Genomic DNA, 22606 nt, shown 5'->3' with positions numbered 1-22606 from the left:
TCTTAAGCCACGGGAGATCGGCAGGGCGGCTCCGGCCCCGGGCGGGTGCTTACAACGTCGGTTGTCATTAGGCGACCGCTGAACGAATTCCGGCGCCGCGACGTGGTCGCAATGTGCGTGAGGACGCCGCAGGTGTTGCGCACGGCAGCCCCAGGTGGATGAATTGCTTGCACCGAGTGTCGTTCCCAGGCTGCGCGGCTTGGCCCGGAAAAGCGGGAAAGGACGGTAGGTATGGGGGCCGGTGATCAGCATGGCGTCCCGGAAGACGAAGTTGACACGACCAAGCCCGAACACCCCCATCGCGTCGCACTGAATCGGCGGGCCGCGCTGCTCGGCATGGGCGCCGTCGCCGGCTTCGCGGCGGTGGACGTCGGCGGCTTTGCCTATGCCGGCGGCTGGCTGCGGCAGGACACACTCACCCCACCCCGGTTCGCCGATCGCTTCGAGCACGTCTTCGGCCGCCACGACGGGTTTCGCCGAAACCACGCCAAAGGACTCAGCGCAACGGGGTCTTTTGCCAGCAACGGGGCGGGCGCGGCCATTTGCCGGGCCGCGGTCTTCCGGCCCGGAACCGTGCCGGTCGTCGGCCGGTTCTCGCTGGGCGGCGGCCTGCCGGACCAGGCGGACAAACCGGACACCGTCCGCGGCCTCGGGCTGCTGTTCGAGGCCGACGGCCAGCAATGGCGCACCGCGATGATCAACTTCCCCGTCTTCACGGACAGCACCCCGGAGGGGTTTTACGAGCGGTTGCTCGCCTCCAAGCCGCTGCCCGAGACGGGCAAGCCCGACCCGCAAAAGCTGGCCGCATTCCTCGATCGGCATCCCGAAACCGTCGCGGCGATGAAGATCATCAAGCAGTCCCCGCCCACCACGGGGTTCGCGGACAGCACGTTTTATGGGCTGAACGCCTTCTGGTTCACCAACAGCGCCGGCGCCACCGTTCCGGTGCGCTGGTCGGTGGTGCCACTGAACGCCGGCGGCGGCGGTGGCCCGCAGCCGCCGCACGGCAAGGACTACCTTTTCGACGACCTCATCCGCACGGCATCCCAACGGCCGCTGAGCTGGCGGCTGGTGCTCACGGTCGGCGAGCCGGGCGATCCGACCCACGACGCAACCAAGCCGTGGCCCCAGTCGCGGCGGACCATCGATGCCGGCACCATCACCATCACGGCGGTGCAGACCGAGGAAGCCGGCAACGCGCGCGATATCAACTTCGACCCGCTGGTCCTCCCGGACGGCATCACCGCGTCGGACGACCCGCTGCCGCCGGCGAGGTCGGCCGTCTACGCACGCTCCTTCACCCGTCGCGCCGAGGAGCCCAAATCGCCCAGCGAGGTCAACGTGACCAAGGTGCTGTCATGACCGGAACCGCAAGCGAAACCACCAGCGCCCCAGCACGTTTCGCCGTCCCCTCCCGAATTCTGCACTGGCTGATGGCGCCGATGGTCATCGTCCAGCTGGTGATCGGCGTGACCATGATCGCTTCGCTGAGCTACTACTCGCTGCTGCTGGCCATCCATCGCCCGCTGGGGGTGTTGATCCTCGTCTTCGCCGTGGTGCGCCTGGTGAACCGGCTCGCCCACCGGTTGCCCCCGTTCCTGGCGACGATGGGCCCGGCCGAACGCCGCATCGCGTCGTGGTCGGAATACCTGCTTTACGCGCTGCTGCTCGTCCAGCCCCTGATCGGGTGGGCGATGCTCTCGGCCGCCCGATTCCCGATCACCATGGCGGGGCCGCTGCGGCTACCGGGCATCGCGCCGCACGACCTCGATCTCTACGCGGTGCTCCGGCAGGCCCACAACGTGTTCGCCTTCCTGCTCTTCCTGACGTTCACCGCCCACGTCTGCGCCGTGCTGTTTCACACACTGGTGCTGCGCGACGGGCTGCTCGATCGCATGGCGGTGTGGCCCATCAAACGCCGCGCCCCGCGACAGGACGACACCGTGGCGTGACGGCCGCGTCGTGCGAACATGACCGACGTGACGTACGAGAGCGACCTCACGGGCCTCGTTGTGATCGACCCGTACAACGACTTCATCTCCGAGGGCGGGAAGGTGTGGGATCGCCTGAAGGGCGTCGCCGAGGCCAACCAGTGCGTCGCACACATGCGGCAAGTCCTCGACGCCGCACGCTCCGCCGGCATCCGCGTGTTCTACGCGCTGCACCATCGGTATCGGCCCGGCGACTACGAGACGTGGAGGTACATCGCGCCGATCCAGCGTGCGGCGTGGTCGCGCCGGACCTTCGAATACGGCACCTGGGGCGGTGAGCTGCACCCCGGGTTCGAGCCCAAGCCGGGCGACATCGTCGCCCAAGAGCATTGGTGTTCGAGTGGTTTCGCCAACACCGACCTGGACCTCCTGCTCAAGAGGCACGGCATCCGTCGGCTCATCATGATCGGACTTATCGCGCACACCTGCCTCGAGGCCACTGTCCGATTCGGCGCCGAACTCGGCTACGACGTCACGGTGGTCAAGGACGCGACCGCCAGTTATTCGGAGCGGGAAATGCACGCCGCGCTCGAGGTCAATATCCCCAACTACGCGAGCGCGATTCTTACCGCGGACGAAGTCGTGGACGCCCTGGCAACGCGCCGAAGTAACGGCGGTAGCGTCTGATCATGCTGATCGCGGCACTTCGCGACGTGCACCGGCGACTGACGACCTGCCCGCCCGCGCCCCGATCGGACGAATATGATCGGCACCCGACAGTGCCACGAGGGAGTGGGGAAGTTCCATGCCGAACCAGCAGCAGGCCGACCGGATGACGTCGGGCAAGGGGTTCATTGCAGCGCTCGACCAGAGCGGCGGCTCGACACCCAAGGCGCTGCGTCTATATGGGATTCAAGAGGACGCGTATTCCTCCGACGCGGAGATGTTCGACCTCATCCACCAGATGCGTTCGCGGATCATCACCTCCCCGGCGTTCAACGGCGACCGGGTGCTGGCGGCGATCCTGTTCGAACAGACCATGGACCGGGACATCGAGGGGGTGCCGTCGACCACGTACCTCTGGGAGACCAAGGGCGTGGTGCCCATCCTGAAGATCGACAAGGGCCTGGCGGAGGCGTCCGACGACGTCCAGCTGATGAAGCCGATGCCGGGACTGGACGAGCTGCTCGAGCGGGCCGTGAGCAAAGGCGTCTTCGGCACCAAGGAACGGTCGGTGATCGGCGGGGCGAACGCGACGGGCATCGCGGCGATCGTCGCCCAGCAGTTCGAGGTCGGCCATCAGGTGCTGTCGCACGGCCTGGTTCCCATCCTCGAGCCCGAGGTCACCATCTCGATCCCGGACAAGGCCGAGGCCGAGGCCATCCTGCGCGACGAGATCACCAAGCAACTCGAAACCGTGCCGGCCGGTCAGCGCGTGATGATCAAGCTGAGCCTGCCCACCGAGGTCAACTTCTACCGTCCGCTGATCGAGCACCCCAAGGTGATGCGCGTGGTCGCGCTGTCCGGTGGCTACTCGCGCGAGGAGGCCAACGAGCTCCTGGCGAAGAACACCGGGCTGATCGCCAGCTTCAGCCGCGCGCTGACCGAGGGACTTTCGGTCGACCAGTCCGACGAGCAGTTCAACGCCACCCTGGACAAGTCGATCCAGTCGATCTACGACGCGTCCGTCGCGGGCTGACGCCCGGCTCTAGTAACGGTGGTTGGCCATCGGCGGGCCGCCCCGGCCGGGTTCGCCGTCGTCCGACACCAGCGCGGGCACCATCTCGCTGGTCACCAGCCCCTCGTGCTGTGTGAGTTCGTCGACGACGTCAAAGCATTCCGCGATGTTGGCCGGGGTGTCGATGACGATCGTGACCGCCGGCACGCGACGCCTCAGCGAGAGCAGCTTGTCCCCGTGGGGTCGGTGGTCCCCGTGATAACCCCAGATGCCCCGGACCACCGTCGCGCCGTCCGGTGATTCGCGCTGACGGAGCCGCTGGACGATGGCGCGGTGAATCGGCATCCCGTCGTGCAGCGCCGATTCGGAGGTATAGACCATCAGCTTCTGCCACAGGGGCAGGCCGTGTTCGTCAACCCCCGGCAGCGCGTGCGGCCGTTCGAGCAGTTCGCCGTCGCGCTTGCACACGCGGACCCGTTCCAGCGTGAACATGGGCCGGCGGAGCAGGTCGCCGAGCTCCGGCAGCACCCGCGCGATCCGATCGCCGGACCCGACCGCGACGACCATCATCGGCACGTCGGCGTTGCGACCGAAAAAGTGGGCGCGGTGCCGCTGTCCGTGGATGAGGCCGTCGACGCCCAGCAAAACGGTGGCGCCGGCGATGCGGCGCCGGTGCATCAGATCGCAGACCGCGACGTAGGCCGGCACCCCCTGGGCACGCTCCTTGCGGCCGAGGTAGATCGTCAACTTGACGGCCTCGCGCAAGTCGTCGGGTAGCTCCGGCAACCTGACGTCCTCGCGCAGCAGCCGCGCGCGCTCCAGCGTGACCAGGCCGCGCTGTTTGATCGCGAGCACCGGATCGATCAGAGCCTCGATCGATTTGCGGGTGTCCACGGCGACGATCACCACGGGCGGGTCCTCGGATAGCGTCAGCGACTCGTCGGTTCGCAGGTGCCGCCCCGTCCCGAATCCGCCGATGCCGCGCAGCACTACGCTGCTGGCAATCCGATGTTGTTGGTAGAGGTTGAGCAGCACGTCGGAGACGAAGCCCTCGCCGGTCCGCCGGCGCTCCGCCAGATAGGCACTGAGCTTCAGACAATCCTCGTCCATGCCTGCTCCCGTCGCCGTGCGGGATCTTACCCATTGGATCCGCGCCACCCGGATTTGGGACCAATTCCTCTGCTGTGGCGCCGCAGCGGCCGCTAATTTGGTGTGTGCCTTGATGTTTCGGGTCGTTACCGTTACGCGGACGTTAACACCATGTGGCCACAAAACCACGAAGGAGTCGTCGTGCCCACTGACCGCATGGCCGGGGGAGGTGACCTGCGGCGACTGGCGGGTTTGCTCGACCGGATCGACGGCTTGTTGACCAGGCTGTCCGAGGCCGAGCGCGCGTGGGCGGACTGGCTGACCACAGTGGCGCCCGAGCATCGGTCGAGCGCGCGAAACCTGGTCCACTACTGGGCCATTCGGCAATACGACTTGCGGGAGCTGCAGACGGACCTGGCGGAGTTCGGGCTTTCATCGCTGGGCCGCAGCGAATCACATGTTCACGCCACGCTTTCGGCGGTGCGCGCGGCCATCGCCGCCATCGTGGAGGGAAGGTGGGAGCCGCCGCCGCCCTCGGTGGTGCCCATCGGCCGGGGACCCGAGATACTGCGGCAACACACGGTGGAGCTGCTGGGCCCGCGCCCGCCGCACCGCGCGACCCGCATCATGGTCACTTTGCCGTCGGAGGCCGCCACCGACGCCGACCTGGTTCGCGGGCTGGTGCGACGCGGCATGAACATCGCGCGGATCAACTGCGCGCACGACGACGCGGCGGCGTGGCGCGCGATGGCGCACCACGTCCGAGACGCGGCCACCCGCGCCGGCGAAACATGTCTGGTGGCAATGGATCTTGGGGGACCCAAGCTGCGTACCGGGCCGCTGGAGCCGGGTCCCCGCGTCACGAAACTGCGTCCACAACGGAACGCCCTCGGTCAGGTAGTCGCCCCGGCGCGCGCCTGGCTGACGTCGACCGAGGAGCCGACCGATCCGCCCCAACCCGACATGGCGGTCATCACCGTCCCGCGACGGTGGCTGGCCAACCGCGACGGCGGCGACGTACTGGTATTGCGGGACGCCCGCGGGTCCAGACGCCGGCTCGCGCTCGAGACCGTCGACGCTGCAGGCGGATTCGTGCTGACCGCCCAGCAGACCACCTACCTGGTGACCGGGACGGCCCTGAACGCCGGAGACGGCGGAAAACCGGCCGAAGTGGGTCCGCTCCCGGCGAAGGAGCAGAGCTTGGTGCTGCGCGCCGGAGACCTGCTGCGGCTGACCCGCGACTGTTCGCCGGCCCCGGTCGACGGTGATCAACCCGTTGCGCGGATCGGTTGCACGCTGCCCGAGGCGTTCGACCATGCCCGCCCGGAGGATGCGATCCATTTCGACGACGGCAGGATCGGCGGGCGGGTGGTGTCCGTCGATTCCGACGTCATCACCGTGCGCATCGACCATCCCGAAGAGGGTGAGGCTCGCCTGAAGGCCGCGAAGGGCATCAACATGCCGGACACCGAGCTGCCGATTTCGGCGATCACCGACCGCGACGTCGCCGACCTCGCCGTCGTCGTCGAACTGGCGGACCTGGTGGACATGTCCTTCGTTCGGAGCCCGGCGGATGTCGAGCGGCTGCTGGACGAGCTCGATCGGCTCGGCGCTGACGAGCTGGGCATCGTGCTCAAGGTCGAAACCCGGCGCGCCTTCGAACACCTGCCGCAGCTGCTGCTCACCGCGATGCGCCGACCGCGGGTCGGGGTGATGATCGCCCGCGGCGACCTGGCGGTCGAATGCGGCTACGAGCGGATGGCCGAGCTGCAGGAGGAGATCCTCTGGTTGTGCGAGGCGGCGCACCTGCCGGTGATCTGGGCGACGCAGGTGCTCGAGCAGCTCGCCAAGACGGGCCTTCCGTCGCGGGCCGAGATCAGCGATGCGGCGATGAGCGAACGGGCCGAATGCGTGATGCTTAACAAGGGTCCCTACCTGCCCGAGGCGGTAACCGTGCTCGACAACATCATGCGCAGAATGGCGGAGCACTACTACAAGAAGAACTCGTTGCTGCGTCCGCTGCGCTCTTGGTCAGCGGCGGGCCCCGAGCGCCTCGACGATGATCCGGGTGGTGCGCTCGGCTCGGCGTCGTGAATATGACTGTGCATCAGAGAGAATCGGGTACACCACACCGCCGACGATGGCGTCGGCCGCCGACTCGGCCGTTGCCTCGTCGATACCGTCCGCGAGAAGCCGGCTGCGGACGCTTTCGTGCAGCGGCAAACTGAACCCGGCCCGCAGTTTGGCGGCGGTTTCCGGGTGCTCCATGCAGGCGACGGTCAGGATGCGCAGCATCGCCGAGCCCCGCGGTGCGGTCAGGGTTGCGGCGAGTTTGCGTACCCACCCGGCGAGGTCGGCCGCCAGGTCGTCGGTGTGGTCCACCGACGCCAGGATCTTGTCCGCGTCCTCGAGCATGACGTCGGCGACCAGCACCGGACGGCTGGGCCACCAGCGATAGATGGTCTGCTTTCCCACGCCGGCCCGGGCGGCCACCGCCTCGATGGTCAGGCCGTCGAATCCGCGCTCGAGAAGCAGTTCTCGGGTCGCCGTCACGATGGCCGTGTGCGATTTCTCGCTGCGCCGCCTCGGATAGCTCGCCTGGGTGAGATCGGTTGGCATCTAAGTGATCCTCATCTCCCCAGGTGTCCCGGTCGTCGGCCGGATCTGGTCCGCTTTACATATCTTGACCCGCCCCGTAGTCTGCCACAAGACGAGACGGTTCGTCTTGTAAGGAAGGGGCAGCGGTCTTCGATGGCGTGTCGCCTCAGCCGCGCGGGGTCGCGGTCATGACGCTGGGACTGACCCCGGAACAACAGGACCTCAGCGACGCCGTCGCCCAGTTCGCCGGCCGGCACGCCCCGATCGCCGCGACCCGCGAGAGCTTCGATGACTTGGCCGCAGGACGCCTTCCGACGTGGTGGGACGCGTTGGTTGCCAACGGCTTTCACGCGGTACACCTGCCCGAGCACCTCGGGGGCCAGGGCGGACGGCTCATCGACGCGGCGTGTGTGCTGGAATCGGCCGGCAAGGCGTTGTTGCCCGGCCCGCTCCTGCCCACCGTGACCGCGGGAGCCGTTGCGCTGCTGGCCGATCCGAACCCGACCGCGGAGTCACTGGTGCGCGACCTCGCGTCCGGCTTGCCCGCGGCGGTCGTCCTTCCCGGTGCCGGTGACTTCCACGCGCGTCGCGACGGCCGAGGCTGGGTGGTCAACGGCGCGTCGGACGTGACGGCGGGCGTCTGTTCGGCGCGGGTCGTCCTGGTGTGCGCTCGGGCCGGGGAAGACGACGACGTCTGGGTGGCGGTTGACACCACACAGCCGACGGCGGCAGCCGAATCCGTGCGCGGCACCGACCTGGTGACCGATGTGGGGATCTTGCGGCTGAGCGAATACGTCGCCGCCGAGTCCGCCGTGCTGGGGGGGCTCGACGCCGACCGGGCCGAGTGCGTCGCCGTCGGATTGGTGGCCAGCGTGATGGCCGGCATCGCGCAGTGGTGTGTCGACGCGGTCACCGCGCACCTGCGAATCCGCGAGCAGTTCGGCAAGGTGATCGGTACCTTTCAGGCCCTGCAGCACAGCGCGGCGATGCTGCTCGTCAACACGGAGTTGGCGACCGCCGCGGCCTGGGACGCGGTCCGCGCCGTGGACGAACCACTCGACCAGCACCGCCTCGCCGCGGGCGTGGCGGCGACGATCGCCGTCTCGCCGATTCCGGACCTGGTGCTCGACGCGCTGACGATGCTCGGCGCCATCGGCTTCACCTGGGAACATGACGTGCATCTGTACTGGCGCCGGGCCATCAGCCTGGCGGGATCGATCGGTCCGTCGAACCGCTGGGCGCGGCGGCTGGGCGAGCTCACCTGCACCCAGACCCGCGACATGTCCGTCAACCTGGGTGACGCGGAATCCGAGTTTCGTGCCTGGGTCGCCGAAACCCTCGACGCGGCAATGCAGTTGCGCAATGACACGCCCGCGCCGCACGGCGATTACCCGGACCAGGCCTCCGGGCCGCAGCGCACGCTGCTCGCGGACGCCGGACTGATGGCGCCGCACTGGCCCGCGCCATGGGGCGTCGACGCGGGCCCGCTCAAACAGCTCATCATCGACGAGGAGTTCGCCAAGCGGCCCGCCTTGGTCCGGCCATCGCTGAACATCGCCGAGTGGATCCTGCCCTCGGTGCTGACCGCCGCACCAAAAGAGCTGCAGGAGAAGCTGATCCCGGCGACCCAGCGCGGCGAGATCCATTGGTGCCAGCTGTTCAGCGAGCCGGGTGCGGGCTCCGACCTGGCGTCGCTGGCCACCCGGGCCACCAAGGTCGACGGCGGCTGGCGGATCAACGGCCACAAGATCTGGACCTCGTTGGCGCAGTATGCCGACCTGGGCGCGCTGCTGGCGCGGACCGACCCCGAAGCCAGCAAGCATCGCGGCATCGGCTACTTCATCATCGACATGCGATCGCCCGGAATCGAAATCCAGCCCATCAAGACGGCGACCGGACAGGCGCACTTCAACGAGGTGTTCTTCAACGACGTCTTCGTTCCCGACGAGATGTTGCTGGGCGGTCCTACCGACGGCTGGAGCCTGGCGATCGCCACGATGGCCGAAGAGCGTTCGGCCATCAGCGGATACGTCAAGTTCGACCGGGCTGTCGCGCTCCGCCGCCTCGCCGCACAACCCGGGCCGGATCGTGACGACGCCCTGCGTGAGCTTGGCGAACTCGACGCCTACACCAACGCCATCCGGGCGCTCGGCGTGCGGGAAACCATCCGATTGCTCGACGGGCAGGCGTCCGGTCCGGCTTCGAGCATCGCCAAGGTGGCGATGAACGTGTTGCTGCGCCGCACCTTCGAGGCCACGCTGCAGCTGACCGGGCAGGTGGCGATGGTCGATGACCCCGAAGCCGCGGTCGTGGAACCCTATCTGCACCTGCCGGCCGAGCTGATCGGCGGCGGGACGAGGGAGATCCAGCTGAACATCATCGCGCAGATGATTCTCGGTTTGCCCCGGAAATAAGGACACCGCATGGGATTACGTGGAGAAGCCGCGATCGTCGGGTACGTCGAGTTGCCGCCCGAGCGCATGAGCAAGGCGTCACCCGCGCCGTTCGCCATCGAACAATGGGCCGAGCTCGGCGCCGCCGCGCTGGCCGACGCCGGACTGCCGTTCGAGGTCGTCGACGGCATCGTGGCCTCGCACCTGGCCGAGTCGGAGATCTTCGTCCCGTCGACGATCGCCGAATACCTGGGCGTCGGAGCGAGATTCGCCGAGCACGTGGACCTCGGCGGGGCCAGTGCCGCGGCCATGGTGTGGCGGGCGGCCGCCGCCATCGAGCTTGGCATCTGCGAGGCGGTGCTGTGCGCGCTGCCCGCCCGTTACATCACTCCCATGTCCAAGAAGAAGCCCAAAACCTACGGCGACGCCCTGTACTTCGGCTCATCGAGCAACCAATACGGCTCCCCGCAGGCGGAATTCGAGATCCCGTACGGCAACCTCGGCCAGAACGGCCCGTACGGCCAGGTCGCCCAGCGCTACGCGGCCGTCTACGGCTACGACGAGCGGGCGATGGCCAAGATCGTCGTCGATCAGCGGGTGAACGCCAACCACACGGAGGGCGCGATCTGGAAGGACAAGCCGCTCACCGTGGACGACGTCCTCGCCAGCCCGGTGATCGCCGACCCGCTGCACATGCTCGAGATCGTGATGCCCTGCGTCGGGGGCGCCGCCGTCGTCGTCGCGAACGCCGACCTGGCGCGGCGGTCTCGCAATCGTCCGGTGTGGATCAAGGGATTCGGCGAGCACGTGCCGTTCAAAACTCCGACCTACGCCAAGGATCTCCTGCACACCCCGATCGCGGAGGCCGCGGACACCGCCTTCGCGATGACCGAGCTGACCCGCAATGACATGGACATGGTGTCGATCTACGACTGCTACACCATCACCGTGCTGCTGTCGCTGGAGGACGCGGGGTTCTGCGAGAAGGGCAAGGGCATGGAGTTCGTCGCCAACCACGACCTGACCTTCCGCGGCGACTTCCCGCTCAACACCGCCGGCGGCCAACTCGGTTTCGGCCAGGCCGGATTGGCGGGCGGCATGCACCATGTGTGTGACGCCACCCGCCAGATCATGGGGCGCGCCGGCGCGGCTCAGGTCGCCGATTGCAACCGCGCCTTCGTCTCCGGCAACGGTGGCATCCTGTCCGAGCAGACGACGCTCATCCTGCAGGGAGACTGACGATGACATTCGAGCGGCCGATGCCCGTCAAAACACCGACCACCGCGCCGTTTTGGGATGCGCTGGCCGAGCACCGCATCGTCATCCAGTATTCGCCGTCGTCGCAGAGCTACGTGTTCTATCCGCGGGTGCGTGCCCCGCACACCCTGGCCGACGACCTGGAATGGCGCGAGATATCCGGGATGGGAAAGCTGTACTCGTTCACGGTGGCCCGCCGCCCCGTCGGCCCGCACTTCGCCGACGCGGTTCCGCAGCTGCTGGCCATCGTCGAATGGGACGAGGGGCCAAGGTTTTCCACCGAGATGGTCAACGTCGACCCGGCGGACCTGAGGGTCGGGATGCGGGTGCGCCCGGTGTTCTGCGACTATCCCGAGCACGACGTCACCATGCTGCGTTACGAGCCGGCCGAGTAACAGCCGCGTCACATCCGACACAATGGCATGTGCGGGCAACGATGTTCGATCTGCCCGCCTCGCAGCGACAACCGGCCTTCGAGACAGCCGCGTTCACGGATTGTCGCTGCGAGGCGGGCACTTCGACATGTGCCGGAAATCGGTGACGTATGTGCCGGATGTGACCGGGCGGCAACGAGTCACTTCAGTTGCTCGGTCGGTACCCCGTAGCGGTCCTGATAGGCGCGCACCCGGTCGCGGACCTCGGCGGCGTCCAGGGCGGTGTCCGACCACGTGTATCGGCCGCCCCGGCCGTCGCCGGGGTGGGCGGCCAGGAAGTCGCGCATCCGCTGGGCCGCCTCGGGTTTCAGCTCGCGGCCCAGCTTTTGGTAGATGTCCTTGATCGTTGTCAACGGGTCGTTCATGAAATCGGTGAACAGCACGTCCACCACGCGGCCGGGCGGCACCGCGCCGCTGTCGCGCAGGGCCATCCCGCGCTCGAGGCCGACGACCACTTCTTCGTAGGACTGGGCCGCGCACTCGGCGATGTCGGATTCGTCGCTGCCCATCCGCCGCAGGTGGTGGGTCAGCGCGGCGATCGACGAGATGACGTTGAGCGGATCGCGGTGGGTCTGCACGATCAGCGCGTCCGGATATTCGGCGAGCAGGGTGTCGAGGTGCCACAGGTGCGCCGGCGATTTCAGGAGCCACTGACCGGGGACGCCGGACTGTAAGTGCTGCAAGAAGATTCGGTGGAAGCGGTAGGCGCCGGCGTGGTCGGCCTCGTACAGCAGCCAGCGGTAGTAGCTCGGCAGCCGGTATTGCACCGAGAAGATCATGCTGGTGAACTCGCTGGCCGTGATGCGGACGCACTCCTGCCCGACGAGCGCCCCCATCGGGTGAAATGCCAAGAATCCCGGGATGATCTGCTCGGAGAGTTCGATGCTGGCCTGCGTCTGGGCGATCCGCGGGTCGTCGTGATAGGTCTCGGGCTGCGGGACCGGGCAGGGCGCATCCACCTCCCACGTCAGCGGCGCCCTCAGGTCGGGGTCCTGGGCGAGCAGGTCATAGAGGATCGTGGTGCCGCTGCGCGGCTGGCCCACGATGAAGATCGGCGCCGTGATCGGCTTGCCGCCAACCTCCGGATGTTGTTTGCGCCAGTCGATTACGCCGAGCCGGTTCTTCAGGGCGCGCATGACGTCGAGGTAGGCGATCTCCACGCCGATCGCCGACAAACGCGCCTCGTGGACAAGCCCGTCGGTCAGCCGCTGCAGCCCGGCCTGCCACCCGTCGTCGCCGAAGTCGTCACTCCCGGCCTCCTCGCAGGCGGTGGCGATCAGCCGCTCCGGGGCGAATCGCTCCTGTAGCGTCATGCCCGGACCTTTCCCTCGTGGACCGACACCGAGACGTCGGGCGGGCTTGGGTTGTCCAGCCAGCGCACGACCACGAACCCGCGGTGCCGGCCGCCGGTGTCGAGCCAGTGGCCGATGCCGAAGTCCTCCGCCGAGATGGCGATCCGCACCCGCCCGTCCGCGTCGGGCCGCACCGCGCGACTTGTCACCGAGCTGTGCCGGCGGCGCGGCTCCAGGCACTCGTGCCACAGGCTTTCCAGCGTCACGTTCCAGTAGCGGGTGTCGGGCGGCTCGATGTCGAGAACCAGCGCCTGCCCGGGATCGAGCCGGAATGTCCCCATCATGTACAGGTTGTCCGGCGTGGTGTCGGCGGCACCCAGGTCGGCGGCCTCGGCGGTCAACAGCGTGTTGGGCGTCTCCAGGAGTTCGGGCTTGATGGTGCGGTGCAGCGTGACCAGCTTCATCAGCGACCACGCCATCGCCGTGAACTGGTCGGCGAGTTCGTCGTCGGTCAACGGCGCGACGGGGTCGGGGTCCAGGGCGTCGATGCGCATGGTGGCCAACGTCTCGGAGGCGGGATCGCCGATGTACTCACGGACGACGACCGAGGACGCGTCCTCGGGACTCTTCACCCATTGTGCGCCGGCGAGATCGGCGGGTTCTTCCGAAGACAGCACCAGCGCGAACTCGTCGCCGCATAGCGTCAGGCCGGTATCGCTGACGTAGTTGGCCATCCGCCGTGGGGTCAGGCCGGTGCCGGCCAGGATCTGAAACCCGAGATAGGCGCTGGTGCCCCGGGTGCCGGTGATCCGGTAGCTCCGATCACCGCGGATCATCGCCAGGTAGTAGTTGCCGTCGGGGTTGGGCCCGCCGACCATCCTTGTCGCAGAACACATATCGAAGAACGCGGGCCGGTCGGGGTCGGCCTCGACGGACAGTTGCGAACACAGCGACGAGACGCGGGCGATGACGCGCAGCCCCTCGAGGAGTTCCCGTTCAGATTCGGCGTCCTCGGTCACGATCTTGGTGACGTCGGCCAGCATCTGCTGGAAGAAGTGCCACGCGGCGCGCGTCTTCGGGGCGACCTCAGCGGCCGGTCCCGACATCATTTGAGACATAGTCTTATGCTTAGACTATGTCTCATCCGTTGGCAAGCAGTTGTCGTGGAGACCGTGAGCGAATGCCGCTCGCCGAACGCAGGCGTACGGCGACGCGTCAGCGCATCGCCGAGGCGGCGGCGGAGCTGGTTGGGAGCGTCGGTCTGGCGGGGGCGACCGTGGACCGGATCGCGGACACAGCGGCCATCGGGCGGGCGACCTTCTTCCGCTACTTCAGCTCGAAGGAAGACGCCGTCGCAGAGGGCATGAACGCCCATTGGCTGAACCGGATCACCAACGCGCTGGCCGCCCAGCCGGCGGGCCTGACGGCCAGCGAGGCCGTCGTCGGCGCCTTCCATGAACTCGCGCTCGGCTTCACTGAAATCGAGGACCAGGTCCGTGAATTAGCCACCCTGACAAGGTCATCCGACACGCTGGATGCCTGGACACTACGCATTTATGTTCGGTACGAGGCTGCAATCGCCGAACTCGTCGCGCCGCGGATAAGCCGATTGGCCCCCCAGGATCCCAGGCCTCGGCTGATCGGTGCGCTGGCCATGGCCGCCGTGCGTATCGCCCTGGACGATTGGCTTAGCCATGGTGGATCGCTACCCGACCGGGTACGTGATGGGCTGGCCGCGATCGCGATCGGGTGATCACGGCGTGGCCACCGAGTGTGGGCCCTACGTACGTGATGCGGCTCGGATTCGTACATAGCGCCCACGCTCGGCGGGCTACATCTGCTTGCCGGATTCCCGTACGAGATGACGGCCGCCGCGTTGTGCGGACTAATAGTCCTTCGTTTGCCGGCCGGGCTGGGCGGCGCGTCGGCGATTGCAGTTGCTGAATAATTGCGACACCGACGCGCAATTGGCGTTCGGCCGCGGCACGCCGCGCCGTTGACTCTGTGACAGGAATCATTGTCTACTAGTCGCTATATCGGCAGAGGAGTGCGGCATGAACAAGGACGACCTGATCCTGATCAGCGTGGACGACCACATCGCCGAGCCGGCCGACATGTTCGACGCGCACGTCCCCGCGAAATATAGGGACCTGGCGCCCCGGGTGGTCCTCGAACCCGACGGCGTCCAGCAGTGGTACTACGGCGAGGTTCGCGGACGCAACATGGGCCTGAACGCCGTCGCCGGAAAGCCCCGCGAGATGTACAACATCGACGCCTCGCGCTACGACGAGATGCGGCCGGGCTGCTTCAACGTCGACGAGCGTGTCCGGGACATGAACGCCGGCGGCCAGCTGGCGGGCCTGAACTTCCCCAATTTCACCGGCTTCTCGGGCCAGGTGCTCAACCAGGGCCCCGACCGTGACGTGAACCTGGTGATGATCAAGGCGTACAACGACTGGCACGTCGACGAGTGGTGTGCGGCCTACCCGGGCCGGTTCATCCCGTGCGGCATCCTGCCGCTCTTCGACGTCGCCGAGGCCGCCAAGGAGGTCAAGCGGCTGGCCGACAAGGGCTGCCACGCGGTGACATTCTCGGAGAACCCGGAAGCCTTGCAAATGCCCAGCATTCACACCAGATACTGGTATCCGCTGTTCGAGGCCGTCTGCGAGAACAAGACGGTGCTGTGCACCCATGTCGGCTCGGCGTCTCGCTCTCCGCAGGTGTCGACGGACGCACCGCCCAGCGTGCAGATGACGGCGTCGTCGATGATGAGCATGTTCACCTTCACCGAACTGATCTGGGCCGAATTCTGGGCCGACTTCCCGCAGCTGAAGTTCTCGCTCACTGAGGGTGATGTCGGCTGGATTCCCTACTTCCTCTGGCGCGCCGAGCACGTCTACAACCGCCACTCGGGCTGGACGCTGGCGAAATTTCCACCTGGCTATGCCGGACCCAGCGATGTGTTCAATCGCCACTTCTACACCTGCTTCATCAGCGACAAGGTCGGCGTGCACAACATGGACTGGTTCAACGAGGACATGCTGTGCTGGGAGTCCGACTTCCCGCATTCCGACAGCAACTGGCCGTTCGCGCCGGAGGACGTCATCGAGACCATGGGGCACCTGGACGATTCCGTCATCAACAAGATCACACACGAAAACGCCATGGCCGCATACTCGTTCGACCCTTTCCGGTACATCCCCAAGGAGCACGCCCGCGTCGGCTATCTGCGCTCGCAGGCCAGCGACGTCGACGTGGTCACACACGTCGGCCGCCCGGCCGGCCAGCGCGACCTCGACGCGTGGACCCGGATGACGCAGGCCGGTCTGCAGGCCCTGGCGCAGGGGCAGCCGCCGCCGACGGTCGAGATAACGGGCATCGCCGGGCGCGCCACCAGCCTGGGCAACTGAGTGGCCGCCCGGGCACCGTTCGCCGACTGGCGGGTGCTGGAGTTGTCCAACGGCATCGCGGTGTCCTACTGCGGCAAGATGTTCGTCGATGCCGGCGCCGATGTCGTGAAAATCGAGTCACCGCAGGGCGATTCGATGCGGAGCTGGTCGGCCGGCGGGCCCGCTGGCGCGCTGTTCGGCTACCTGGCCGCCGGCAAGAAGTCGGTGAACGACCGTGGGCGGGCGGCGGCGCTGCTGGCCGGCGCCGACATCGTGCTCACCGACCTGACCGACGGCTGGACCCTCGACGACATCACCGCGCACACCGGACCGTCGGCGGTGATCGTGGCGGTGACGCCGTTCGGCACCACCGGGCCCTACGTCGAACAACAGTTGTTGGCCAACGAGTTCATCCTGCAGGCGCTGTGCGGCTCGATCGACGGCCGCGGCTGGCCGGGCGACGAACCGGTACAGGCGGGCGGGCGGCTCGGTGAGTGGCTGGCCGGCTCGTTCGCCGCGCCCGTCGCCGCCGCGACAGCCCGTCGCGCCGCCCGGGGAGGAGCCGGGGAGGTCATCGACGTCTCGACCTACGAGGCGATGGCGATCGCGATGGGCGGGCTGTCCGCCATGTCGGCCAGCGTGCTGGGCGCGGATTCCCTTCAGCAGCAACGCAGCCTGGAATTGCCGTCGATCGTTCCCACGGCCGACGGCATGGTCGGCTTCTGCACCATCACCGCGCAACAGTTCCAGGACTTTCTGGTGATGATCGATCGTGCCGACCTCCTCGACGACGCCGAGCTCGCGTCGTTCGTCGGGCGGGTCGAGCGCCGCGACGAGTTCCTCGGCATGGTCACGCAGTGGACGGAAACCCGCACCACGCAAGAGATCATCGACCTCGCGGTGGCCTTCCGCATCCCGGTGGCCCCCATCGGCACCCCGGCCACGCTGCAGAGGGTCGACCACTTCGTCGAACGCGGCGTCTTCGTCGAATCGGGACCCGGCGGCGTGCAGCCGCGGGTGCCGTATCGGAGCGACGCGATGGCGACCACGCCGCCCGGACGGCCCCCGCTGCTGGGCGCGGACAACGGTGGTGTCCACTGGCCGCCGCGGCCCCACCGCCCGCCAGCCGCTGACGCGGACGCACTCCCGTTGTCCGACATACGGATAACCGACTTCACCGCGTTCTGGGCGGGACCGGTCGCCACCCAATTCCTGGGCTGCCTCGGCGCCGACGTGATCAAGCTCGAGGGGGTCCGCCGGCCCGACGGCATGCGGCTGTCCGCCGGCCGCCCACCCGACTGGGACCAGTGGTGGGAGTGGGGCCCGGTGTTCTTGTGCAGCAACAACAACAAGCGCGGAATCAGCGCCGAACTCAGCGTCGACGCAGGGCGCGCTATCGCCTTGGAGCTCATCGCCGCGAGCGATCTGGTGATCGAGAACTTCTCACCGCGGGTGATGGAGAATTTCGGCCTGGACTGGGATGCCGTGACCGCAGCCAATCCGTGCGCGATCATGGTGCGGATGCCCGCGTTTGGCCTCGACGGCCCGTGGCGCGATCGCGTGGGTTTCGCCCAGACGATGGAGCAGGCGACCGGAATGGCGTGGGTGACCGGACACGCCGACGGCCCGCCGGTGATCCCGCGTGGGGTATGCGACCCGATGGCGGGGCTGCATGCCGCGTTCGCCGCGGTTGCGGCGCTCGTGGTTCGCGACCGGGACGGGACCGGCATGCTTGTCGAGTCGACGATGGTCGAGGCTGCGCTGAACGTGGCGGCCGAGGTGGTGGTCGAGTACTCGCGCAACGGGATCGAGTTGCGCCGCAACGGAAACAGGGGCCCGGGCGCGACACCCCAGGGCGTGTACCCGTGCCGTGGCGACGACGAATGGGTCGCGCTCGCCGCCCTGGGAGACGCCGCTCGCACGTCGTTGGCGGCGCTCATCGAGCGACCCGACCTCGGCCCCGACAGCGCCGCCTGGCGCGAAGGGGCCGACGAAATCGACAAGCTCATTTCCGGCTGGACCGCCCGGCGTTCGGCGACCGACGCGGTGACGGCGCTGCGCGCCGGCGGGCTGGCGGCGGCGCGCGTCACGCCGGCCGCCGAGCTGCTGAGCGACCCGCAACTGCTCGCCCGAGGCTTCTGGGAAGAGATCGACCACCCCGTCGCGGGTTCGTTCCTGTGCACCGGCATGCCCTTCGCCTTCGTCGGGAAGCCACGACGCTGGCTTCGGCAGGTGCCCCCGTTGTATGGCCAGCACACCGACGAAGTGCTGACGGGAATTCTTGGGCGCAGTCAACGGGATCTGGTGGAGCTGCGCGCCTCGGGGGCCACCAGCGCACGGCCGGCGGGCCTGTGACGTGGCGGTCACGCTGTGCGTCCCGCCGCGCGACGGCGAGCCCTGCGCCCCGGTCCGGTTCCTGGTGCGCCAGGACTCCGTGGTGATGGAGTTGACCGCCCGCCATCGGATCACCGGTGTCGAGTGGGACGAGAGCGAACGGGCGGTGGCGATGGTCGTCGAGATCACCGATCCGCAATCGGCACGACCGATCGACGTCCGGATCAACGTGGTCGAAACCGGTGCCGCACCCCGCGGCGCGCGGACCACGACGATCGGCACCATCGAACGCGACGGGCACGAATACGACGTCGTCGGAACCTACCTGGGAGTTGTCGCGGATGAAAACTAGCCCGGCGAAGCGGACCGCGGCGATCGTCGGAGTGCACAACACCCGGCAGGGCCGCCGACTGGACGGCGAAACGTCACGAAGCCTGGCGCTCAAGGCCATTCACGGGGCGCTCACCGACGCCGGCCTGAGCCTCGAGGACGTCGACGGGATCAGCGCGGGCCCGCTGTCCACCGCGTTGATCTACGACCTGCGCCTCGGACCGGCCTGGCAGGGACTGGCGTTCGGGGTCGGCATGATCACCGAGGCCGCGGCCGCGATCGAGCACGGCATGGCCGACGTCGTCGTCCTGGTCGCCGCGCAAGCCGGTGAATACCGCGACCACCAGGCCACTGCTCCGTGGACCCGGCCCGAGAACGAATTCGTCGCGCCCTGGGGGATGTTCACGACCGCCGAGTTCGCGCTGATCGCCCGGCGCCACATGCACGTCTACGGCACCACCCGCGAACAACTGTCGATGGTCGCGGCGACCATTCGCAACAACGGGTCGCGAAACCCCGAAGCCGTTTACTACCAACGGGGTCCGTTCGCGCCGGAGGACATCACCGCGTCGCGGCCGATCGCCGACCCGTTTCATCTCCTCGATTGCGCCACCACCTCCGAGGGCGGCTGCGCCCTCGTCGTGGCCAACATCGACCAGATGGACATCGCCGGCCAACCGATCTACGCGTTGGGCAGCGGCGCGGACTTTCACGGCCCGTCGTATCAGCACCCGCCCGCGTGGGACCTCGCCGGCCGGCGCGGCGATCACGGCCACTACGTCAATGGCGTCGTGGGCAGGCGCGCGGCCGAGCGGGCGTTCGCCCACGCAGGCCTGCGTCCCGACGACGTCGACGTGCTGGAGCTCTACGATCCGTTCTCCTTCGAAATCATCCGCCAGCTAGAGGCTTTCAACTTCTGCGGCGACGGCGAGGGCGGACCGTTCGTCGCCGACGGCCACATCGCGATCGACGGCAGCCACCCGGTCACCACCGACGGGGGAACCATGTCCTTCAGCCACGCCGGCTCCAATCCGCAGATGATGCAGCGGGCCGTCCGGGCCGTTCAGCAACTGCGCGGCCAGGCCGGTGACCTCCAGGTGCCCAACGCGCACATCGCGTTCTGCAGCAACGGGGGTGCGGGAGCCCTGTTCACCACCGTGCTGATCCTGGGAGACGAGCCGTTATGACATCCGAACCGTTGCGGCCACAGACCGGGCCGGTGCCCCACGCCAGCAGCGAACTCAGCGTCCCCTTCTGGCAGGGCTGTGCGGCGGGGGAGTTGCGTTACCAGCACTGCGAAGCGTGTGGCCTGTCGAACTTTCCGCCGACCGAGCATTGCCGCCAATGCCTTTCGGCCGAACTACGGTGGGAGTGCAGCGGCGGGCTCGGCGAGATCTACAGCTGGACGGTGGTGCATCGCCCGGTCACCGCCGAATTCGAGCCTCCCTATGCGCCGGCGATCGTCACGCTGGACGAGGGCTACCAGATGCTGACCAACGTCGTCGGGGTGGACCCGGGCGACCTGGCGATCGGCATGCGCGTCCGGGTGCAATTCCACGCCGTCGGCGCCGACGTCACCCTGCCGTACTTCACCGGACTGCAATGAGTCCCGCCCGCACCAGCAACGGCCTTCCGGCGACGGCCTACCTGGTGCTAGGCGTGTTGGCCGCCAACGACGAGCAACTCACCGCCGGTGAGATCAAGATGCGCGCCGAACTTTCGGTCGGCCACTTCTACTGGTCGCCGTCGGTGAGCCACGTGCGGCGCGAGCTGAACCGCTTGCTAGAGCGGGGCATGGTCAGCGAGATCGGCGCCCAATCCGGCAAGCGGGCGATCACGTTGTACGAGACCACCGATTCGGGCCTGGATGCGCTGCGCCGGTGGGTCCAGCACTTCCCGGCGGAGGATCGGGTGGTCATCAAACACCCCGTCATCCTCAAGACCTGGCTTGCGCGCGGCGAAAATCCGGAACACCTGGTCGACACGCTGGACCGCCATCTCGAGGCAACCCGCGCCCGGCTGGACGAGGCGCTGTGGTCGCGGCAGCGCTCTCGCGACCTCGGCCTGGCCGATGACCCGGACCAGCGTTGCTCATTCGCGGTGCTCGACTACGCGATTCGCGGTTTGTATGCGGAGATCTCGAACATCACGCAGCTGCGCGACGAGATCGCCGGCGGCACAAGCCGAGATCCGGTCAAACGGGTGCGACGGGCGAAGGGGCAGATCCGCCGTCGGGCACCCCGGAACCCGCGTTAGACGTGGCCTGCCGGTAGGCGGTGCCGCGCCCGTCACGCTCCCAAACGATTTCGCCCTGGCCGGCGGACGCGCCTTCGGCGATCAGCTGGCGTTTGAGCACCTTGTGGGTGGCGGTGCTGGGCAGGTCGGCGGCGATGCGCACGTATCGCGGCCAGGCCTTCGGGGACAGGTCGGGTTGCGCGTAGAGGAAGGCTTCGAACGCATCGGGGTCGAGCTCGGCGCCGTCGTTGAGGACGATCGCGGCCATCACCTGATCTCCCACCCGTTCGTCCGGGACGGCGTACACCGCAGCGCGATTGATGGCGCTGTGCCGCAACAGGATCCGCTCGATGGGAGCCGCGGCCAGGTTCTCGCCGTCGACGCGCATCCAGTCGGCGGTGCGCCCGGCCAGGTAGATCCAGCCGTCGGCGTCGCGGTAGGCCAGGTCCCCCGACCAGTACATGCCGTGGCGCATGCGTTCGGCGTTGGCCTCGGGGTCGTTGTAGTAGCCGGTGAAGAACCCCGAGCCCGCGGTGTTGACCAACTCGCCCACCGCCTCGTCGGCGTTGGCCAGCGCCCCGTTGGCATCGAAGCGTGCGACGGCGCATTCGGTGACGGTCTCGCTGTTGTAGATCGCGACCCCGTCGACGCCGCGGCCGATTGACCCCTTCGGCGTGCCGGGTTCGCGGATCACGATGACCGCGTTCTCCGTGGAGCCGAAGCCGTCCTCGACCTGAACGCCGAATCGGCGGGCGAACTCCTCGATGTCCTTGTCGTTGGCCTCGTTGCCGAACGCCACCCGCAGTGGGTTGTCGGCGTCGTCGTCGCGTTCGGGGGTGGCGAGGATGTAGGCCAGGGGCTTGCCGACGTAGTTCATGTACGTGGCCCCGTAGCGGCGGATGTCGTCGAGGAAGTTGCTCGCCGAGAACTTCGCCGGGACGATCGCGGCGCCGGAGGCCACCGCGGGCGCCCATCCGGCGACGACCGCGTTGGAGTGAAACAGCGGCATGGACACGTAGCAGGTGTCCCGCTCGGTCAGGCCGAATCGCCCCATCAGGCTGAGGCCGGCGACCACCGCCATCAGGTGGGACACCTGGACCGCCTTGGGATTACCGCTGGTTCCCGACGTGAAGATCATCATGAACGCGTCCGTCGCGGTGACCTCGCGGTGGGGGACCAATTCGCCTGCGCCCCCCAGGAATTCGGCCCACTGCGGGGTCGAGGTGTCCAGGATTTGCGTTCCTCCGAGGTCCAGACCGTCGAGCAGCGGCCGATGCTCGGGATCGGTGACCACGAACTGGCAGTCGGCCCGCCGGATGTCGGCGGCCAGAGCCTCGCCGCGCCGCGTCGTGTTCACTCCGCACAGCACGTAGCCGCCGAGCCCGGCCGCCGCCATCTGGGCCAACATCTCCGGCGTGTTTCCCAGCAGGGCGCCGACGTGCATCGGTCGACGCGGGTCGGCGGCGGCGATCAGGGCCGCGGCCCGCACCGTCGCCTCGGTGAGGTATTGATCCCAAGTCCATTGCAAATGGCCGTGTTTGATGGCGACAGCAGGGTCGGTCAGGCGCTTACGCAGTAGCGCCTGAATCGTGTCGTCGGCCATCGCAGCGGTCCACCTTCGGTTACGAGACGAGACGGTCCGTCTT

At 67.9% G+C, this 22606-nt stretch carries 20 protein-coding genes; 15 read left to right on the top strand and 5 right to left on the bottom strand.

What is annotated here, in order from left to right; translation table 11 throughout:
• Positions 1 to 231: 231 nt before the first annotated feature.
• The 4 genes from A5712_RS25465 (at position 232) to A5712_RS25450 (ending at position 3630) form a co-directional block, all read left to right on the top strand.
• Complete coding sequence (locus tag A5712_RS25465) at positions 232 to 1362, top strand: catalase family peroxidase (RefSeq protein WP_369830433.1); 1131 nt, start codon at positions 232 to 234, stop codon at positions 1360 to 1362.
• Positions 1359 to 1952, top strand: a complete 594-nt coding sequence (locus tag A5712_RS25460) for a cytochrome b (protein WP_068111714.1) — start codon at positions 1359 to 1361, stop codon at positions 1950 to 1952. The genes A5712_RS25465 and A5712_RS25460 overlap by 4 nt, the downstream gene beginning before the upstream one ends.
• 18 nt (positions 1953 to 1970) lie before the next feature.
• Positions 1971 to 2618 carry an isochorismatase family cysteine hydrolase gene (locus A5712_RS25455; RefSeq protein ID WP_068111712.1) on the top strand — a complete coding sequence of 216 codons (648 nt, stop codon included), beginning with the start codon at positions 1971 to 1973 and terminating at the stop codon, positions 2616 to 2618.
• A 118-nt stretch (positions 2619 to 2736) separates the two neighbouring features.
• Positions 2737 to 3630: a fructose bisphosphate aldolase gene (locus tag A5712_RS25450; RefSeq protein ID WP_068111708.1), complete on the top strand. Its 894-nt coding sequence runs from the start codon at positions 2737 to 2739 to the stop codon at positions 3628 to 3630.
• 9 nt (positions 3631 to 3639) lie between these two features.
• On the opposite strand, the gene A5712_RS25445 is transcribed toward A5712_RS25450, so the two are convergent.
• On the bottom strand, positions 3640 to 4719 hold the full coding sequence (locus A5712_RS25445) for a DUF190 domain-containing protein (RefSeq protein ID WP_068111704.1): 1080 nt from the start codon (positions 4717 to 4719) through the stop codon (positions 3640 to 3642).
• A 195-nt stretch (positions 4720 to 4914) separates the two neighbouring features.
• Here A5712_RS25445 and A5712_RS25440 point away from each other — a divergent pair, with 195 nt between their 5' ends.
• Positions 4915 to 6792 (top strand): pyruvate kinase, encoded by a 1878-nt coding sequence (locus tag A5712_RS25440; protein ID WP_068111702.1) that lies wholly within the window; start codon positions 4915 to 4917, stop codon positions 6790 to 6792.
• On the opposite strand, the gene A5712_RS25435 is transcribed toward A5712_RS25440, so the two are convergent.
• Positions 6730 to 7317: a TetR/AcrR family transcriptional regulator gene (locus tag A5712_RS25435; RefSeq protein ID WP_068111699.1), complete on the bottom strand. Its 588-nt coding sequence runs from the start codon at positions 7315 to 7317 to the stop codon at positions 6730 to 6732. The genes A5712_RS25440 and A5712_RS25435 overlap by 63 nt on opposite strands.
• A gap of 167 nt (positions 7318 to 7484) precedes the next feature.
• Here A5712_RS25435 and A5712_RS25430 point away from each other — a divergent pair, with 167 nt between their 5' ends.
• The 3 genes from A5712_RS25430 to A5712_RS25420 are packed head-to-tail and all read left to right on the top strand — an operon-like array spanning position 7485 to position 11341.
• Positions 7485 to 9710, top strand: a complete 2226-nt coding sequence (locus tag A5712_RS25430; RefSeq protein WP_068111697.1) for an acyl-CoA dehydrogenase — start codon at positions 7485 to 7487, stop codon at positions 9708 to 9710.
• 9 nt (positions 9711 to 9719) lie between these two features.
• Positions 9720 to 10928, top strand: a complete 1209-nt coding sequence (locus tag A5712_RS25425; RefSeq protein ID WP_068111695.1) for a thiolase family protein — start codon at positions 9720 to 9722, stop codon at positions 10926 to 10928.
• Between the two features lie 2 nt (positions 10929 to 10930).
• Positions 10931 to 11341, top strand: a complete 411-nt coding sequence (locus A5712_RS25420) for a Zn-ribbon domain-containing OB-fold protein (RefSeq protein ID WP_068111694.1) — start codon at positions 10931 to 10933, stop codon at positions 11339 to 11341.
• 179 nt (positions 11342 to 11520) lie between these two features.
• Here A5712_RS25420 and A5712_RS25415 read toward each other — a convergent pair whose 3' ends face one another.
• Together A5712_RS25415 and A5712_RS25410 are read right to left on the bottom strand one after the other, a co-directional pair.
• Positions 11521 to 12693 (bottom strand): sulfotransferase, encoded by a 1173-nt coding sequence (locus tag A5712_RS25415; protein ID WP_068111692.1) that lies wholly within the window; start codon positions 12691 to 12693, stop codon positions 11521 to 11523.
• Positions 12690 to 13778 carry a DUF1214 domain-containing protein gene (locus A5712_RS25410; protein WP_369830435.1) on the bottom strand — a complete coding sequence of 363 codons (1089 nt, stop codon included), beginning with the start codon at positions 13776 to 13778 and terminating at the stop codon, positions 12690 to 12692. Before A5712_RS25410 ends, A5712_RS25415 begins: the two co-directional genes overlap by 4 nt.
• Positions 13779 to 13852: 74 nt before the next feature.
• On the opposite strand from A5712_RS25410, the gene A5712_RS25405 reads away from it, so the two are divergent.
• From A5712_RS25405 to A5712_RS25375, 7 genes are all read left to right on the top strand, one after another.
• Positions 13853 to 14425: a TetR family transcriptional regulator gene (locus A5712_RS25405; protein ID WP_156766768.1), complete on the top strand. Its 573-nt coding sequence runs from the start codon at positions 13853 to 13855 to the stop codon at positions 14423 to 14425.
• Positions 14426 to 14726: 301 nt separating this feature from the next.
• Positions 14727 to 16082 (top strand): amidohydrolase family protein, encoded by a 1356-nt coding sequence (locus A5712_RS25400; RefSeq protein ID WP_068111687.1) that lies wholly within the window; start codon positions 14727 to 14729, stop codon positions 16080 to 16082.
• Positions 16083 to 18416 carry a CoA transferase gene (locus tag A5712_RS25395; RefSeq protein WP_068111684.1) on the top strand — a complete coding sequence of 778 codons (2334 nt, stop codon included), beginning with the start codon at positions 16083 to 16085 and terminating at the stop codon, positions 18414 to 18416. It abuts the gene before it with no gap.
• A 1-nt stretch (position 18417) separates the two neighbouring features.
• Positions 18418 to 18747, top strand: a complete 330-nt coding sequence (locus A5712_RS25390) for a hypothetical protein (RefSeq protein ID WP_068111681.1) — start codon at positions 18418 to 18420, stop codon at positions 18745 to 18747.
• Positions 18737 to 19912, top strand: coding sequence for a thiolase family protein (locus tag A5712_RS25385; RefSeq protein ID WP_068111679.1), 1176 nt, complete (start codon positions 18737 to 18739; stop codon positions 19910 to 19912). Before A5712_RS25390 ends, A5712_RS25385 begins: the two co-directional genes overlap by 11 nt.
• Positions 19909 to 20331: a Zn-ribbon domain-containing OB-fold protein gene (locus A5712_RS25380; protein WP_068111677.1), complete on the top strand. Its 423-nt coding sequence runs from the start codon at positions 19909 to 19911 to the stop codon at positions 20329 to 20331. Before A5712_RS25385 ends, A5712_RS25380 begins: the two co-directional genes overlap by 4 nt.
• Positions 20328 to 20981, top strand: a complete 654-nt coding sequence (locus A5712_RS25375) for a PadR family transcriptional regulator (RefSeq protein ID WP_068111675.1) — start codon at positions 20328 to 20330, stop codon at positions 20979 to 20981. Before A5712_RS25380 ends, A5712_RS25375 begins: the two co-directional genes overlap by 4 nt.
• Here A5712_RS25375 and fadD1 read toward each other — a convergent pair.
• Entirely contained in the window at positions 20920 to 22563 is a 1644-nt protein-coding gene (gene fadD1 / locus A5712_RS25370) for a fatty-acid--CoA ligase FadD1 (RefSeq protein ID WP_068111672.1), read from the bottom strand. The two genes, A5712_RS25375 and fadD1, sit on opposite strands and share 62 nt — an antisense overlap.
• Positions 22564 to 22606 lie beyond the last annotated feature (43 nt).

It is taken from the genome of Mycobacterium sp. E2327, from assembly GCF_001672675.1.
Lineage (GTDB): Bacteria > Actinomycetota > Actinomycetes > Mycobacteriales > Mycobacteriaceae > Mycobacterium.
Note: the sequence above shows the minus strand (reverse complement) of the source record. Positions and strands in the feature narration are given on the sequence as shown.

Coding starts and splice junctions, on each gene's coding strand:
- A5712_RS25465 (WP_369830433.1), top strand. CDS start 232: ATGGGGGCCGGTGATCAGCATGGCGTCCCGGAAGACGAAGTTGACACG.
- A5712_RS25460 (WP_068111714.1), top strand. CDS start 1,359: ATGACCGGAACCGCAAGCGAAACCACCAGCGCCCCAGCACGTTTCGCC.
- A5712_RS25455 (WP_068111712.1), top strand. CDS start 1,971: ATGACCGACGTGACGTACGAGAGCGACCTCACGGGCCTCGTTGTGATC.
- A5712_RS25450 (WP_068111708.1), top strand. CDS start 2,737: ATGCCGAACCAGCAGCAGGCCGACCGGATGACGTCGGGCAAGGGGTTC.
- A5712_RS25445 (WP_068111704.1), bottom strand. CDS start 4,719: ATGGACGAGGATTGTCTGAAGCTCAGTGCCTATCTGGCGGAGCGCCGG.
- A5712_RS25440 (WP_068111702.1), top strand. CDS start 4,915: ATGGCCGGGGGAGGTGACCTGCGGCGACTGGCGGGTTTGCTCGACCGG.
- A5712_RS25435 (WP_068111699.1), bottom strand. CDS start 7,317: ATGCCAACCGATCTCACCCAGGCGAGCTATCCGAGGCGGCGCAGCGAG.
- A5712_RS25430 (WP_068111697.1), top strand. CDS start 7,485: ATGACGCTGGGACTGACCCCGGAACAACAGGACCTCAGCGACGCCGTC.
- A5712_RS25425 (WP_068111695.1), top strand. CDS start 9,720: ATGGGATTACGTGGAGAAGCCGCGATCGTCGGGTACGTCGAGTTGCCG.
- A5712_RS25420 (WP_068111694.1), top strand. CDS start 10,931: ATGACATTCGAGCGGCCGATGCCCGTCAAAACACCGACCACCGCGCCG.
- A5712_RS25415 (WP_068111692.1), bottom strand. CDS start 12,693: ATGACGCTACAGGAGCGATTCGCCCCGGAGCGGCTGATCGCCACCGCC.
- A5712_RS25410 (WP_369830435.1), bottom strand. CDS start 13,778: ATGTCGGGACCGGCCGCTGAGGTCGCCCCGAAGACGCGCGCCGCGTGG.
- A5712_RS25405 (WP_156766768.1), top strand. CDS start 13,853: ATGCCGCTCGCCGAACGCAGGCGTACGGCGACGCGTCAGCGCATCGCC.
- A5712_RS25400 (WP_068111687.1), top strand. CDS start 14,727: ATGAACAAGGACGACCTGATCCTGATCAGCGTGGACGACCACATCGCC.
- A5712_RS25385 (WP_068111679.1), top strand. CDS start 18,737: ATGAAAACTAGCCCGGCGAAGCGGACCGCGGCGATCGTCGGAGTGCAC.
- A5712_RS25380 (WP_068111677.1), top strand. CDS start 19,909: ATGACATCCGAACCGTTGCGGCCACAGACCGGGCCGGTGCCCCACGCC.
- A5712_RS25375 (WP_068111675.1), top strand. CDS start 20,328: ATGAGTCCCGCCCGCACCAGCAACGGCCTTCCGGCGACGGCCTACCTG.
- fadD1 (WP_068111672.1), bottom strand. CDS start 22,563: ATGGCCGACGACACGATTCAGGCGCTACTGCGTAAGCGCCTGACCGAC.